This is a genomic window from Halomonas eurihalina, from assembly GCF_008274785.1.
GTDB classification, from domain to species: domain Bacteria; phylum Pseudomonadota; class Gammaproteobacteria; order Pseudomonadales; family Halomonadaceae; genus Halomonas; species Halomonas eurihalina.
This window is the reverse complement of the sequence record NZ_VTPU01000019.1, coordinates 13,940-30,228: the sequence shown is the minus strand read 5'-3', so window position 1 is coordinate 30,228 and position 16,289 is coordinate 13,940. Positions and strand designations below refer to the sequence as shown.

The window sequence follows — 16,289 nt, the reverse complement described above, 5'->3', positions numbered from 1 at the left end:
TTTTATTAACTATATTTCACATTTGGGGGAACTGATTATGGCCTCGGGAATCCAGATAGACCTCGGAGGAAACCAGACGGTTACGATTGGCGAAGGCGATGAAGCGGCCGGTAGCTCCTTCGCGATCTCCGCTCTTGGCTCATCGGAGCTGACCGTCGATGGTGTCGACACTCGAGTCGACGGGATTGCCTCCGTTACGGCTGGATCGTCTGCTACTTTCAATGCCATCAATGGCGGGAATCTGTTAATTGATCAAGGCATTGGGAAGTTAGGCGTTCTCAATAGCATGAAGTTTGGCGTTGGAGACAACAGTGGCATTACGTTTGATGCGGGGGCTTTGAGCGTAGGAAACATGCTGAGCTCGTATGAGGTCGAGTTTTCCGGCGACGGTACCGGCTCCTTCACCTTCGAAAAACCCACTGTCAGCTTGCTCGACAACTACACCTTCAACGTCAAGGGAATGCAAGAAGGCGATCAGCTCAATCTCGGTGGTGGTGACTGGTCACTGGATGAAGGCTTCCTCGGTTGGCAGGATGCTTATCGGGATGGCCAGTTGAATCTGGTACAGGGCAATGACTTGATCGGCGGTAAGGTCGTCGCCAGGGTCGATATGACGGAGGAACAATATCAAGAGTTCCTGAAAGATCCTGACGCCTATCTCTCCGGGGGTAAGTTTACCTATCCGGTCTGCTTCGCGGCAGGCACGATGATTAGCACGCCTGACGGCGAAGCTGCCGTGGAGACGCTGTCGATCGGCGATCTGGTGATGACGGCCAGTGGCAAGCAGGTGCCGGTGAAGTGGATCGGCCGCCAAACCATCCGTCGGCTGGCCGCGGCTGGGAATTACTCCCCCGTGCGGATCCGTGAAGGCGCCCTGGCCGCCGGCATCCCCAATCAGGATCTGGTTCTCACCGCCAGCCACGGTGTCATTCTCGATGACCTGGTGATCAACGCCGGTGCGCTGATCAACCACGACACCATCGATTACGTGCCGGGCTCTGAACTGCCCGACGCGGTGACCTACTACCACATCGAGACGGATAATCACGAGGTGATTCTCGCCAACGGCACCGAGGCCGAGACCTACGTCGACTATGTCGACCGTCAGGCATTCGACAACTATGCCGAGTACGTGGCGCTCTACGGTATCGAGACGCGCGTCGTCGAGATGCCCCGCCACCGTATCTCGTCGCGTCGCCTGTTACCCCTGGCCCTGCGTGAGCGCCTGGGTATCGAGGACGTGATGTCGGTTGCCAAGACCGCCTGAGCCAGTTACTGAACGTATAGCTTCCCCCTCCCGAAACACCGGCCAGACATGGATGTCTGGCCGGTGTTTTTCAATTAGGCGTCTCGGGTCGCGCTGGGATCATAACGGATCGAGCCACCAGGGCTCATTCGATCCGCCGACGAGCATGCATGTGTCCACCTCAGGTGAGGTCAGTTTCTGCCAGGACGCGACGCAGGACATGCCAGGACAAGTCGGAATGTGTCTTGAACGTCCCTTTCTTACTGTCTTCTTCTTTTATGAAGTCGAAGGCATTCCTGGAATGGGAGTGATGTTGCTCGTTGTCGTCATGATGCTCCTCTTCGTCATGGGGCATCATGGGTGTTTCGTCTTCATTGAGGTAAACATGAAAGCTGGCACCAAACTCCTCGGTGGAGTTGATGAAGCCAGGGCCGGTTTTTCCTTCTCCTCCGTCAAGCGGGCAAAAGACGCGGTGAACCGGGTAGGTATCTTTCGATAGCCATGCACATTGGCCAGGGGTAAGAGTGGTCAGGCCGAGTTTTTCAGCGTTCCCGTCCAGGGAGCCATAAAGCATGACATCCAGTTGACCTGCAAGGCAGAAGACGATGCCGGTCGTTTCCCCGTGGGAGTGGATCGGAGAATAGTGCTGGGCCGGCCAGATCTCAAGCACTACAGGGGAACCAACATCACCCTTCTTCTTGTGCAAGGGTTTATGTATATGGCCATCAGCTTCTGCGAGATAGTCGTAATGACTTTTTCCAGTACAGGCAACACGGATATAGGGTGGGTGGCTCGGGTCAGCCTTGGCTTTCTTGTGTAGAATTTTACGTAGTAGACCAATCTTTTTGTCGTGATGCTTGGCAGGCGCGAGATGCTTGCGCATTGCCGCTATCTCCCAGGGCGACAGCCGCATGTTTTCGGCCTTTCGGGCCATATCCATGACTACCGGGGGAATCATCAGTTGCTGGACGTATTCGTCGAAGGATGACGCTTGGCTGATGACCGGTGACGGAATAGCGGATGCCGCTTTCTGGCGGAGTTCTTGATTTTCCTCCTGCGTGATATGGAATGGGTATCCTTTGCCATGTATCTCGCTTTCTTGCTCATCGTGCTTGAGATTGTGATTTGTCATGTCGTCCTCTATAGATTCGTGATGCGTCTTTCATGTCGTATTTTGTTTTTAAGATGTTTGGTTGTTTATGAGAGGTTTGTTTGTGAATGATTGTTTTTCGGGTTAGATGATTGCTTATGAATAAGGTTGTCTTTATTTTTTGGTAATTTATATTTGTCCTGTGGGTGTGTCAATAAATGACTGAAAGGAAATGTTGTGTGTTTTTAATGTTTGTGTTTTCTGGTAAGTGAGATGTTTTTTTAGTAGCCCTGTATGTAGGGTGTGCTTTCCTGGAGAAAGATGTATGTCGAGAAAATATTAGATGTGGAATGGTCAGTGTGGGTAGGTAGGGTAGTCGGAAAGATTCTTTATGAATTACACAGATTGAGCGAGCGGAAAGCAAAACGCGCCAAGGCACCGGCCAGACATGCATGTCTGGCCGGTGTTTTTGTCTATCATTCGTCTTTGCGTAACGTTGGTCGTTCTAAAAGGCCAGGATGATGCCCAGCAATAACCCCCAGGCGAGGACACCTGCGGCCATCACCGTGTAGGTGGCTGACATGGTGACCACATCGTTGCTGCGTCGCTCGCAGAGTGCCTGCAGGCCGTGATAGATCAGGCTGCAGGAAAGGGCCAGGGCAACCAGCTCCGCCAAGATATTGAGCAGCAGGCTGGGAATCAGCAGCAGTATCGAGGCGGACCACATCGGCAGCGGTGCCAGGGCGGCCAGCAAGTAGGCGTTCTGGTAGTCGATCGATAGCTCGCGTGTTGCATTGACCACGGCGTGGATCAGCCAGCCCATGACGAAGAAGGTCAGCAGTTCGGCCAGGAACAGAATGGTGGTGATGAAGCGCCACTGGCGGTCGCCGAAGCCGGCCATGAAATCATCGCCATAATGGGTGCCGGCGTAGTAGAGCAGTATCGGCGGCAGCAACGACATGGGCAGTACCAGACACCAGGCCAGCGTGGGGATGGACGGCCTGCGCCGCTGCAGGTCCTTCCAGCCAGCGGTGCGCGTGATGGGCAGGAGGATGATTGAGGTTATCTTCATGTTCGGGCTCCCGTTAGCGAGTGGCTGAGGGTGTGGGCTTTTTTTCACGGGTCAGGATCGGGGCCCGGCGTTCGGTCCACCACATCCAGATGATGGAGACCAGGGTTACGCCGAAGCAGAGCATCCATACTGTGGTGGCCACGCCGGTGAGATCGACCAGGGCGCCGAACATGATCGGAAGGAGAAAGCCGCCCAGCCCGCCAGCCAGCCCGACGATGCCGGAGACGAGGCCCAGGTTCTCGTCGTACTCGTTGGATAGGTACTTGAACACCGAGGCCTTGCCGATGCCCCAGGCGATACCCACCACGAACAGCGCCGCCGTGAACAGCCATACCGGAATGCCGAAGCTGAATTCCACGGTACCCTGGCCACCGGCGGCCTGTACGCTGTAATGGGTGGCCGGGTAGGACATGATGAACAGGGCGATCAGGCTGGCCCACATGCAGGTCCAGGTGACGGTATGCGCTCCGAAGCGATCGGAAAGCCAGCCGCCGAAGGCGCGAATCACGCCGGAGGGCAGCACGAAGACGGTGGCGATCACCGCCGCCAACTGGATGCCCAGGCCGTACTCGTTCATGTAGTAACGGGTCAGCCACAGCGAGACTCCCACGTAGCCACCGAACACCACTGAGTAATATTGGCAGTATTTCCATACCCTGGGATCGTTGAGCACCTTCAACTGTGCGCGTAGCGATGTCCCCTGGGGGCGCCGATGAGTCGGGTCGCTATAGGTGAAGAACCAGAACAGCAGGATGGTGATCAGCATGATCGCTGCATAGAGATTGGGCACCGATTGCCAGCCCAGCATGATGATCACCGTGGGCGCGATGTACTTGGTGACGGCGGCGCCGGCGTTGCCGGCACCGAAGATGCCCATGGCCAGGCCCTGGCATTCTTTCTCGAACCACTTGGCGGTGTAGGTGATGCCTACCGAGAAGTTGCCGCCGACCAGGCCGATGCAGGCGCCCAAGGCCAGCAGTTGCCAATACTGCGTGGCGAACTGGGTCAACCAGATGGCGGGCACCACGGCGATCAGTACGCCGAGGAATACCGGGCGGCCGCCGTAGCGGTCGGTCATGGCGCCCAAGGGTAGACGGCTCAGCGACCCCGTCAGGATGGGGATCGCGGTGAGGATACCGAACTGGGTGCCATTGAGATCGAGCTGCTCGGCGATGGGTACGCCGATTTCGCCGAACATCGTCCACACCATGAAGCACATGGTGAAGGCGAATGTATTGGCCACCAGAATCGAATTCTGCTTGAAGCGATGGGAGGCCATTTTTTGTTTCTCCTACCTGAGCGTTGGGTGCTGCGATCTGCCGTTGTCGTCACGACGTCGATGTCAGGGGTTTTTCACGTAGGCGTTGCTGCGCAGATAGAACCACCAGTTCACTACCAGACAGAGCGCATAGAAAACGGCGAAACCGTACATGGCGAGTTCCGGAGTGCCAGCCTTGATCTGCCCGCCGATCACTTGTGGGGCGATGAAGGCCCCATAGGCGGCAATCGCCGAGCTCCAGCCCAGCACCGGGCCTTTCTGCTGGGTATCGAAGATCACGCCGATGCTGCGGAAGGTGGAACCGTTGCCGATGCCGCTGGCCGCGAACATCACGATGAACAGTGCCAGGAAAATCCAGAAATACTGGTTTGGGTCGGCGGCGTTGTAGGCGAGCATCATCACGTAGCCGGTTGCGATGGAGGCCACCACCATGATGGCGGAGATGATCTGGGTGACGATGGAACCGCCGACCTTGTCGGAGATCCAGCCGCCCACCGGGCGAATCAGGGCGCCCACGAAGGCACCCATCCAGGACCAGGTCAGGGCGCTGGGGGCATCCGGGTTGGGGACCCGGATCAGGCTGCCATCGGCGGCCACGTCCATCATGTTGCCGAAGATGACGTTGATGGAGAGCGGCAAGGCGGCGGAAAAGCCGATGAAAGAGCCGAAGGTGAGAATGTAGAGCACCGTCATCGACCAGGTGTGTTTGTTCGAGAAGATGGAGAACTGCTGCTGGATGGCCGGCTTGATATTACCGGGCAGCGAACGCAGTGCGGCGAGCGTCAGCAGGATGGTGACCGGTAAGGCGACCCACATGCTGATCCAGCCCAGGGTCAGTACGCCCACCACCGAGGTGACGATGCCCACGCCATAGAAGCCGAGTATCTTGCCGAAGGCCGAGGCGGGGCTGCCTGGCTGCGGGGTGATGGTGCGCAGGTTATTCATGCCGAACCAGCAGGCGAGGGCCAGGGGAATCAGAAACACCAGCCAGATCAGGGCGGCGTTCTGTATCCAGGCATCGGTACCGGCTTCGATACGACCGATGAGCGTTCCGCTGGTGCTTTGCAGTGGCATGGGGGCGCCGGCGAGGACGCCGAACAGGCCCACGGTCATCACCAGCGGAACCAGGATCTGCATGGTGGTGACGCCGAAGTTGCCCAGTCCGGCATTCATGCCCAGCGCATAGCCTTGCTGTGCTTTCGGGAAGAAGGTCGAGATGTTGCTCATGGAGCAGGCGAAGTTGCCGCCGCCGATACCCGAGAGCAGGGCCAGGGCCTGAAAGACCCAGAAGGGCGTCTGCGGGTTCATCAGGGCGAGACCGGTGCCCAGGGCTGGAATCATCAGCAGGGCGGTGGTCAGGAAGATGGTGTTGCGGCCGCCGGCGATGCGGATCATGAAAGAAGCGGGGATTCTCAGGGTGGCGCCGGAAAGGCCGCTGATGGCGGTCAAGGTGAAGAGCTGGTCCACCGTGAAAGGGAAGCCCAGGTTCTGCATCTGCGTGGTGATCATGCCCCACATCATCCAGATGGCGAATCCCATCGCCAGGCTGGGTATGGAAATCCACAGATTGCGATTGGCGACCCGGCCCCCGTGGGTCTCCCAGAAAGCCGTATCCTCGACATCCCAGTGCTCGATATCGGCGTTGGGTCTGCCACCCTTCGGTGGGAGGCCGTGCTCGTCTGCACGGCGTACAGCGTCGACACGCTCTCGGTCCATGGCGCATTTCCCCCTGATATTCACGATGGGCCCCATGAGGGGCTGTGTCGGGAAAGATACGCCGGGGATGGCGATGGAGAAATGCGTCAAAAACGCCGTGAAATCAGCCGAATACCTCCTTTGAGGTAGAGGTGGAAAACACCAGTTTTCTGCTGGATCAAGGAGTTGGATGACATGTCGGTGCTACGGGACAGGCCGGAAGAGCGGGCCGGATCATCGGAGGTATTTCCCCTTATCTCCCCATGCCTTCCTGTACGGCCCATACGGCAGCTTCGACCCGTGAGCGCAGGTTGAGCTTCTTGAGCAGATGCTTGACGTGCACCTTGACCGTACCTTCGGTGATGTCGAGTCGGCGGGCGATCAACTTGTTGGACAGTCCCATGGCCAGTTCACGCAGGATCTCCCGCTCGCGCTGGGTCAGGCTATGAATGTCCGGGGCGGCAGGCTGGCCTTTCTGATTGCGCAATGCTTCGGCGAGCAACGAGGCCAGACTGTCGCTGATCACCATGCGGCCCAGCGCTGCCTGGCGTAGCTGGTGGACCATGTCGTCCGGATCCATGTCCTTGAGTAGATAGCCATCGGCGCCGGCATGCAGGGCGGCGACCACGTCTTCCTCGTGATCGGAAACGGTGAAGATTACGATGCGCCCGGCGAACTCGTTGGCGCGCAGTCGCTTGAGGGTCTCGATGCCGTCCATGTCGGGCATGTTGAGATCGAGCAGGATCAGGTCGGGATCGCGTTCATCGGCCAGACGCAGGCCTTCTGCGGGCGTACCCGCCTCGCCGACGAGGACCAGGTCGTCCTCGAGCTCGAGTAGCTGGAGCACGCCGCGTCGCAGCAACGGGTGGTCGTCGATGATCAGGATGCTGGCGGTGTCGTGAGACTGAGTCATCTGGCGGATCTCTGGCTGGCCGGCGACGCTCAGGCTGTCTGCTGGGCAATCAGCCGAGCCGTCTGTGGGGTGAAATCGAGGGCTACGAGGGTACCGCCGACATCGCGCCTGCGCACCTGGAGATTGCCTCCCAGGGTATCGGCACGATCACGCATGATCACCAAGCCATGGTGCATCGGCGGCGAAACATCGCTTTCCAGGCCGACGCCATTGTCCTCGATGATGACCCTCAGGTGAGCCTCGACGAAACGTACACTGACGCGGGCCCAATGGGCATGGGCATGCTTGAGGATGTTGGCCAGGGCCTCGCGGACGATCTGCAGCACGTGGATTTCTTCGTTGGGGTTGAGCAGTTGCGGCGGTACGTCGAAATCGAACTCCACCGCAAAGTCCAGGCGTTCGCTGAACTCTGAGACGGTCTGGCTCAGGCTGCTCTGCAGGCCCGGGCCGTCGAAGCGCAGCCGGAAGGTCGTGAGCAGTTCGCGCAGCTGGCGGTAGGCGCTGTCCAGCCCGGTGCGCAGCTCGTCGAACACCGGCGCCTGATCCTCTCGGGACAGACCTTTGGATTGCATGCGCTCCAGACGGGCGACCTGAATCTTCAGGTAGGACAGCGACTGGGCGAGGGAATCATGCAGTTCACGGGCAATGATGGTCCGTTCGTGCATCAGTGATACCTGTTGTTGCTGTTCGATGCGTCGCTGCAGATAGACCGCCGTGGCCAGTTGATCGGTGAGGGCATTGAGCAGGCGTCGAGTGCTGTCGGTGAGCCCAAGCTCGGCGGGATAGTAAACTTCGAGAGTACCGAGCAGCGTGGTACTGACGCTCACGGGCAGCAGTAGACGCTCGAGCCCCTCGCTGCCCTCGTCGGTGAATACCTCGGGGCTGGGATCGATCAAACAGGCATTGCAGTCGTGATCGCGGCAGTAGGCCGGCCGGGATGGCGAATGGGTGACGAGAATGGGCACTTCGCGATGATCGAAAGGATCATGCAGCGATAACCCGATCGGGCCGATCTCGAGCAGTTCCTCCAGGCGGCGCAGCATGGGGGCGGCGCTGGTACACAGGTCGTTGCCACCTCCATAGAGGGCCCGGCTACCATCATGCAGGATCTGCATGGCGGCGTTGCTACGGGCCAGCTCCTGTTTCTTGCGTGATACCCGGTCCTGTAGCTCGGCGTAACTGGTACCCAGCTCGGTGGCCATGCTGTCCAGGGTTCGACCGAGCAGGGCCAGTTCGTCATCGCCCTGCAATTGACTGCGATGCTTGAAATTGTGCCGGCTGGCTTCGCGCGCCAGGACCACCAGTTGGCGCAGTGGTCGCACCAGGTTGTGGCGGATTTCGTAGAGGGCGATGGCAACGACGATCATCGTCAGTGCCAGGAAGAAAAGCTGTAGTGTACCGAGGCGCTGAAGCTTGGTGTTGCTGTGTCGCTCGAGCAGCGAAACCATCTGGTCGACGTCGTTGACCTGCCTTTCCAGCTCATGGATAAGCGGGGCAATTTGGGTATCGTCGTCGATGGCGGCGACGACTCGTGGGGCTAGCTGGTTCTGCCAGTGGCGCTCGAGTTGCTGGTAGTGAGTGCGTATTGGATGCTTGTCGGATATCCGCAGGGAGTCGATCGGCTGTGGATTGCCCAGTCGGTCGGTGAAACGCTCCGCCATCTCTGCGACCTGCTGGCGCTGTGCAGCACCCGGTTCCTGCTGGTAGCGCTGCAGGGCGGTGATCACCTGGTAGGTGTTCATGCGCAACGACCCGGCCCAGTTGATGGTGGCGGCATCCCCTCGACTGCCGTCGGCGACCCAGGTGGTCACGGCGATACTGATCAACGCCATGGTGCTGATTGCCAGCAACGAAGCCGTAATACGGGCTGCCAGAGAGCGTTGTAGCAGTTTCATCGGGGCTCCGGAGGAGGCGTGAGCGATGGGCGTCACTATACCCTAGCTGACCGGCGCTTCCCCATCAGGCATGCCCCTCGATATCGCCGATGTGCCCATGGAGGAAGTGTCGTGTATCACCTTGGAGGTAGAAGCGGACGATATAGGGGTAACCAGGCAGTAATCGGCGCTTTGATCGCCCAGAATCCTTACCCACGATGACCACGCTGGGATGACCGGCCCATTCATTACGGGCGGGACCCGGTGGTCATGCAGATTTCGAGGAGCCTGGAGAGCCACCATGAGTCATTTCATTGATCGGCTGAACTTCTTTCGCAAGGCCCGAGTTCCTTTCTCCCATGGCCACGGAGAGCTTCGTGAAGAGGATCGGGGCTGGGAGAACGGCTATCGTCAGCGCTGGCAGCACGACAAGATTGTGCGCTCGACCCATGGAGTGAACTGTACCGGCTCATGCAGTTGGAAAATTTACGTCAAGAACGGTCTGGTCACCTGGGAGACCCAGCAGACCGATTATCCGCGCACCCGGCCCGACCTGCCCAATCATGAGCCACGTGGCTGCCCGCGTGGGGCCAGCTACTCCTGGTACCTGTACAGCGCCAATCGCCTGAAGCACCCGTTGATCCGCAAGCCGCTGCTCGAGCTGTGGCGCGAGGCGTTGGCCGAACAGCGTGACCCGGTCGAGGCCTGGGCGACGATCGTCGAGGATCCGCAGCGCGCCCGGCGCTACAAGCAGGCCCGCGGCATGGGGGGATTCGTGCGTGCCGACTGGGACGAGCTCAACGAACTGATCGCCGCCTCCAACGTCTACACCGCCAAGCAGTACGGCCCGGATCGCATCATCGGTTTTTCGCCGATTCCTGCCATGTCGATGGTCAGCTATGCCGCCGGCAGCCGCTATCTATCGCTGATCGGTGGCGTGTGCATGAGCTTCTACGACTGGTACTGCGACCTGCCGCCGGCCAGCCCCCAGACCTGGGGCGAGCAGACCGATGTGCCGGAGTCCGCTGACTGGTACAACTCGGGCTATATCATCGCCTGGGGCTCCAATGTGCCCCAGACACGTACCCCGGATGCGCACTTCTTCACCGAGGTGCGCTACAAGGGCACCAAGACCGTTTCCATCACGCCGGACTATGCCGAGGTCTCCAAGCTCACCGACGAGTGGCTCTCTGCCAAGCAGGGCACCGATGCCGCCCTGGCCATGGCCATGGGCCATGTCATCCTCAAGGAATTTCACCTCGACAAGCCGAGTGCCTACTTCACCGACTATGTGCGGCGCTACACCGACATGCCCTTGCTGGTCGAGCTCGAGCCTCGCGAAGACGGCAGCTATGCGCCGGGGCGCCAGATGCGTGCCAGCGACTTCGAGGCCAGCCTGGGGCAGGACAACAATCCCGAGTGGAAGACCCTGGCCTGGGACGAGACCCGCGATCAGTTGGTGGTGCCGCACGGTTCCATCGGCTTCCGCTGGGGCGAGAAGAACGGCGAGAACGCACATGAAAAGGGCAAGTGGAACCTCGAGTCGCGCGATGCCGACGGCGCGGAGATCAAGCCGCTGCTGACCTTGGCCGAGCACCATGACGAGGTGGCCCAGGTGGCCTTTCCCTACTTCGGCGGCATCGCCCACGAGCACTTCACGCACGTCGCCAACGAAGGCGGCAGCGACGAGCTGCTGTTCCATTGCCTGCCCACCAAGCGCCTCAAGAAGGCCGACGGTAGCGAGGTGCTGGCGGTCACCGTGTTCGACCTGATGTGCGCCAACTACGGTATTGATCGTGGTTTCGGTCAGGAGGGCGACGACGACGGCGCCACCGCCTACGATCAGGTTCGCCCCTATACGCCGGCCTGGCAGGAGAAGATTACCGGCGTGCCCGCCGAGCAGGCCGCGCGCATCGCCCGTGAGTTTGCCGACAATGCCGACAAGACCCGTGGGCGTTCGATGATCATCGTCGGTGCCGGCATGAACCACTGGTACCACATGGACATGAACTACCGCGGCCTGATCAACATGTTGGTGATGTGTGGCTGCATCGGTCAGAGTGGCGGTGGCTGGGCCCACTACGTGGGTCAGGAGAAGCTGCGCCCGCAGACTGGCTGGCTGCCGCTGGCCTTCGGCCTGGACTGGACCCGCCCGCCGCGGCACATGAACTCCACCTCCTTCTTCTACAACCATTCCTCGCAGTGGCGTTACGAGAAGCTCGAGATCAAGGAGATTCTCTCGCCGCTGGCCAACCCGGCCGATTACCAGGGCAGCCTGATCGACTTCAACGTGCGCGCCGAGCGCATGGGCTGGCTGCCATCCGCGCCGCAGCTCGCGACCAATCCGCTGCACCTGGCCAAATCCGCCGCCGAGGCGGGGCAGTCCACCGCCGACTATGTCGTCGAGCGCTTGAAGAGCGGCGAGCTGGCATTCGCCGCCGAGGATCCCGACGCCCCCCAGAACTTCCCGCGCAACATGTTCATCTGGCGCTCCAATCTGCTGGGCAGTTCGGGCAAGGGCCACGAGTACATGCTCAAGTATCTGTTGGGCACCCGCAATGGCCTCCAGGGCAAGGATCTGGGCGAGGAGGGCGGTACCAAGCCAGAAGAGGTGAAGTGGCACGATGCGGCACCCGAGGGCAAGCTCGACCTGCTGGTGACCCTGGACTTCCGGATGTCGACCACCTGTCTCTACTCGGACATCGTGCTGCCCACGGCGACCTGGTACGAGAAGGACGATCTCAACACCTCCGACATGCATCCCTTCATCCACCCTCTGACCGCGGCCACCGACCCGGCCTGGGAGTCGCGCAGCGACTGGGAGATCTACAAGGGTATCGCCAAGGCCTTTTCCCGGGTCTGCGTGGGGCATCTGGGCAAGGAGACCGATCTGGTCACCCTGCCGTTGCAGCATGATTCCCCCGGGGAGCTTGGTCAGATCGAGGTGCGTGACTGGAAGCGCGGCGAGTGCGAGCCGGTACCCGGCAAGACCCTGCCGGCGTTGATCGAGGTCAAGCGCGACTACCCGGCCACCTATGAGCGCTTCACCTCGCTTGGCCCGGCACTGGAAGCGCTCGGCAACGGCGGCAAGGGCATCAACTGGAACACCGACAAGGAAGTCGAACTGCTCGGAAAACTGAACCGGCGCAAGCTCGAGGGTCCGGCCAAGGGGCGCCCCTGTATCGAGAGTGCCATCGATGCCGCCGAGACCGTGCTGACGCTCGCCCCGGAGACCAACGGTCAGGTGGCGGTGAAGGCCTGGGGCGCGCTGTCGAAGATCACCGGACGCGACCACAGCCATCTGGCCGTCAACAAGGAAGAGGAGAAGATCCGCTTCCGCGACATCGTCGCCCAGCCGCGCAAGATCATCTCCAGCCCCACCTGGTCGGGGCTCGAGGACGAGCACGTTTCCTACAACGCCGGCTACACCAACGTTCATGAACTGATTCCGTGGCGTACCGTCAGCGGTCGCCAGCAGTTCTACCAGGATCACGCCTGGATGCGCGCCTTCGGCGAGAGCCTGTTGGTCTATCGCCCGCCGATCAATACCAAGGCGGCGAAGTACGTCGAACCGCCGGCCGACAACGGCTTCCCGAGCAAGGCGTTGAACTTCATCACGCCTCACCAGAAGTGGGGGATCCACTCCACCTACTCCGACAACCTGCTGATGCTGACGCTGAACCGCGGCGGGCCGGTGGTCTGGCTCTCCGAGGACGACGCCGCCGAGATAGGCATCGAGGACAACGACTGGATCGAGCTGTACAACGTCAACGGTTCCATCGCCGCCCGGGCGGTGGTCAGCCAGCGGGTCAAGAACGGCATGGTGATGATGTACCACGCCCAGGAGCGCAACGTGAACGTGCCGGGCTCCGAGATCTCCGGCACCCGCGGCGGCATCCACAACTCGGTCACCCGGGTGTGTCCCAAGCCGACCCACATGATCGGTGGCTATGCGCAGCTTGCCTACGGCTTCAACTACTACGGCACCGTCGGATCCAACCGCGACGAGTTCGTACTGGTACGCAAGATGAAGCACGTCGACTGGCTGGATGGCGAAGGCAACGACTACCAGCAGGAGGCCGTGAAATGAAGATTCGCTCGCAAGTCGGCATGGTGCTCAACCTCGACAAGTGCATCGGATGTCACACCTGCTCGGTGACCTGCAAGAACGTCTGGACCAGCCGCGAGGGCATGGAGTACGCCTGGTTCAACAACGTCGAGACCAAGCCCGGCATCGGCTATCCCAAGGAATGGGAGAACCAGGACAAGTGGAAGGGCGGCTGGTTGCGTCGTCAGGATGGCCGCATCGAACCGCGCATCGGCGGCAAGTGGCGGGTGCTGGCGAACATCTTCGCCAATCCCGACCTGCCGGAGATCGACGACTATTACGAGCCTTTCACCTTCGATTACGAGCGTCTGCACAATGCCAAGCAAGGTGAGCACCAGCCCACCGCGCGGCCACGCTCGCTGATCTCGGGCCAGCGCATGAACAAGATTGAGTGGGGGCCCAACTGGGAGGAGATTCTCGGCACCGAATTTACCAAGCGTCGCCGTGATGCCAACTTCGAACAGGTGCAGGCCGATATCTACGGCCAGTTCGAAAACACTTTCATGATGTATCTGCCGCGGCTTTGCGAGCACTGCCTGAACCCCACTTGCGTGGCGAGTTGCCCGAGCGGGGCGATCTACAAGCGCGAGGAGGACGGCATCGTGCTGATCGATCAGGACAAGTGCCGTGGCTGGCGGATGTGCATCTCCGGCTGTCCCTACAAGAAGATCTATTACAACTGGAAGAGCGGCAAGTCCGAGAAATGCATCTTCTGCTATCCGCGCATCGAGGCCGGCCAGCCCACGGTCTGTTCCGAAACCTGCGTGGGGCGCATCCGCTACCTGGGCGTGCTGCTCTACGATGCCGACTGCATCGAGGAAGTGGCCAGTGCCGTCGACGAGCGCGATCTCTACCATCGCCAGCGCCAGATCTTCCTCGACCCCCACGACCCGGAAGTGATCGCCCAGGCGAAGAAGGACGGCATCGCCGACAATGTCATCGCCGCCGCCCAGGCCTCGCCGGTCTACAAGCTGGCCATGGACTGGGGCCTGGCACTGCCGTTGCACCCCGAGTACCGCACTTTGCCGATGGTCTGGTACGTGCCGCCGCTGTCGCCGATCCAGTCCGCCGCCGAGGCGGGCAAGGTCGAGTACGACGGCGTGTTGCCGAAGATCGAGTCGCTGCGCATCCCGGTGCAGTACCTGGCCAACATGCTTTCCGCCGGCGAGGAGGAGCCTGTGGTGCTGGCCCTCAAGCGGCTGATGGCAATGCGCGTCTACATGCGCGGCAAGCATGTGGAAGGCGAGGCGAGAAACGAGGTGCTCGACGAGGTCGGGTTGACCGAGGCCCAGGTGGAGGAGATGTACCGCTACCTGGCCATCGCCAACTACGAGGATCGCTTCGTGATTCCCACCAGCCACCGCGAGCTGGCCACCGACGCCTTCGGCGAACGTGGTGGCTGTGGCTTCAGCTTCGGCGATGGCTGCCAGGGTGGCGACAGTGACGCTGGCCTGTTCGGCGGCCGCCGGCAGACGACCACCCTGGTCCAGCCGGTGGAGGTCTTTGATCCCCATGCGCAGACCGAGGAGAGTCGTCATGGCTGAAGCGGCGATGTCATACCCCGGTCCGGCAGGCGGCATGCGCAGCCTGCGCGTGCTGGCCAGGCTGCTCGATTACCCCACCGAGGCGCTTCAGGCCGCCGCGCCGGAGATGATCGCGATTCTCGATGCCGAACGGCGCTGGCGACCGGCGCTGCGTACCGCCCTGATGGACTGGTGCCGGCGATTGCGGGACGCCAATCTCCTCGACCTGCAGGTCGAGTACGTGGCGCTGTTCGACCGCGGTCGCAACACCTCGCTGTTGTTGTTCGAGCATGTCCACGGCGAATCCCGTGCCCGAGGCCAGGCCATGGTCGACCTGCTGGGCGAGTATCGCGCCGCGGGCTTCGAGCTCGATGCCCGCGAGCTGCCGGACTATCTGCCATTGTTTCTGGAGTATCTCTCCACCCGCTCGGAGGCCGAGATCGGCCGCTGGCTGGGCGAGATCCGCCATATTCTGGCACGGCTCACCGCTCGTTTGGAGGAGCGCGAGGCCGATCACGCTCTGGTGCCCCTGGCGCTGCTGGGGCTGATCGGCGCCGAGGGCGATGTCGATGCGCATCGCGAAACGGTGAAGCAGGAAGCACCCGATAACACCCCCGAGGCGCTGGATGCGGTCTGGGAAGAGGAGGCAGTGCGTTTCTCCGCCGAATCCGACCAGGACTGCGCCCTGCAGTCCGCCGAGGGGCGGCGGCTCGCCGAGCGCAAGCGGGCGGCGCACAGCGAGGCGGTGCGGGTTCTCGACCCGACCGCACGGCCACAAGGAGATCCGTCATGAGTTATTTCCACACCCTGCTGTTCGGGCTCTACCCCTATCTCGCCGGCAGTGTTTTCCTCATCGGCAGCCTGCTGCGTTTCGATCACGGCCAGTACACCTGGAAGACCGGCTCCAGCCAGATGCTGTCGTCGAGCCGCATGCGCCTGGCCAGCAACCTCTTCCACATTGGCATCCTGGTGATCTTCTTCGGTCACCTGGTCGGCCTGCTGACCCCGCATTGGGTCTATGCACCCTTCATGAGTGCCGGCACCAAGCAGGTGATCGCCATCCTGATCGGCGGCATCGCCGGGGTGATGTGCCTGGTCGGCGGCGCCATGCTGGCCTGGCGCCGCCTGACCAATGCACGGGTCAAGGCCTCGTCGAGCCCCATGGACACCGTCATCATCCTGCTGCTGGTGGTGCAGGTGACTCTTGGACTGCTCACCATCATCCCGGCGCTGGGCCACCTGGATGGCGGCGTGATGCTCCGGCTTGCCCACTGGGCGCAGGCCATCGTCTTCTTCCAGGGTGGTGCCGCGGATTATCTGGTGGGTATCGGCTGGATCTACAAGCTGCATATCTTCGTCGGCCTGACCATCGTCCTGGTCTTCCCCTTCACCCGCCTGGTGCACGTCTGGAGCGCACCGCTGGGCTACATCGCCCGGCGCTACCAGATCGTTCGCCGCCGGGCCTGACCGATATTTCCGGGAGACACGA

At 61.0% G+C, this 16,289-nt stretch carries 11 protein-coding genes; 5 read left to right on the top strand and 6 right to left on the bottom strand.

Annotation, left to right across the window (positions count from 1 at the left end):
• The first annotated feature begins 37 nt into the window (after positions 1-37).
• Positions 38-1,267: a Hint domain-containing protein gene (locus FZZ93_RS15815; protein WP_149323264.1), complete on the top strand. Its 1,230-nt coding sequence runs from the start codon at positions 38-40 to the stop codon at positions 1,265-1,267.
• Between the two features lie 160 nt (positions 1,268-1,427).
• Here the strand turns inward: FZZ93_RS15815 and FZZ93_RS15810 are convergent, their stop codons facing one another.
• From FZZ93_RS15810 to FZZ93_RS15780, 6 genes are all read right to left on the bottom strand, one after another.
• Entirely contained in the window at positions 1,428-2,378 is a 951-nt protein-coding gene (locus tag FZZ93_RS15810) for a cupin domain-containing protein (protein ID WP_149323263.1), read from the bottom strand.
• Between the two features lie 463 nt (positions 2,379-2,841).
• Entirely contained in the window at positions 2,842-3,408 is a 567-nt protein-coding gene (locus tag FZZ93_RS15800; protein WP_149323262.1) for a YIP1 family protein, read from the bottom strand.
• 13 nt (positions 3,409-3,421) lie between these two features.
• Positions 3,422-4,687, bottom strand: coding sequence for an MFS transporter (locus FZZ93_RS15795; RefSeq protein ID WP_149323261.1), 1,266 nt, complete (start codon positions 4,685-4,687; stop codon positions 3,422-3,424).
• Positions 4,688-4,750: 63 nt separating this feature from the next.
• A complete protein-coding gene (locus FZZ93_RS15790) occupies positions 4,751-6,403 on the bottom strand; it encodes an MFS transporter (protein ID WP_246146241.1) in 1,653 nt (550 codons plus the stop codon).
• A gap of 232 nt (positions 6,404-6,635) precedes the next feature.
• Positions 6,636-7,295, bottom strand: coding sequence for a two-component system response regulator NarL (narL, locus tag FZZ93_RS15785; protein WP_149323260.1), 660 nt, complete (start codon positions 7,293-7,295; stop codon positions 6,636-6,638).
• A 29-nt stretch (positions 7,296-7,324) separates the two neighbouring features.
• A complete protein-coding gene (locus FZZ93_RS15780) occupies positions 7,325-9,190 on the bottom strand; it encodes a type IV pili methyl-accepting chemotaxis transducer N-terminal domain-containing protein (protein ID WP_149323259.1) in 1,866 nt (621 codons plus the stop codon).
• 280 nt (positions 9,191-9,470) lie between these two features.
• Between FZZ93_RS15780 and FZZ93_RS15775 the strand changes: the two genes are divergently transcribed.
• Genes FZZ93_RS15775 through narI form a run of 4 tightly spaced genes read left to right on the top strand, consistent with a single transcriptional unit; the run spans position 9,471 to position 16,267 of the window.
• A complete protein-coding gene (locus FZZ93_RS15775) occupies positions 9,471-13,259 on the top strand; it encodes a nitrate reductase subunit alpha (protein WP_149323258.1) in 3,789 nt (1,262 codons plus the stop codon).
• Entirely contained in the window at positions 13,256-14,821 is a 1,566-nt protein-coding gene (gene narH / locus FZZ93_RS15770) for a nitrate reductase subunit beta (RefSeq protein ID WP_149323257.1), read from the top strand. The genes FZZ93_RS15775 and narH overlap by 4 nt, the downstream gene beginning before the upstream one ends.
• Positions 14,814-15,593, top strand: a complete 780-nt coding sequence (narJ, locus tag FZZ93_RS15765; protein WP_149323256.1) for a nitrate reductase molybdenum cofactor assembly chaperone — start codon at positions 14,814-14,816, stop codon at positions 15,591-15,593. The genes narH and narJ overlap by 8 nt, the downstream gene beginning before the upstream one ends.
• Positions 15,590-16,267, top strand: coding sequence for a respiratory nitrate reductase subunit gamma (gene narI, locus FZZ93_RS15760; RefSeq protein ID WP_149323255.1), 678 nt, complete (start codon positions 15,590-15,592; stop codon positions 16,265-16,267). Before narJ ends, narI begins: the two co-directional genes overlap by 4 nt.
• Positions 16,268-16,289 lie beyond the last annotated feature (22 nt).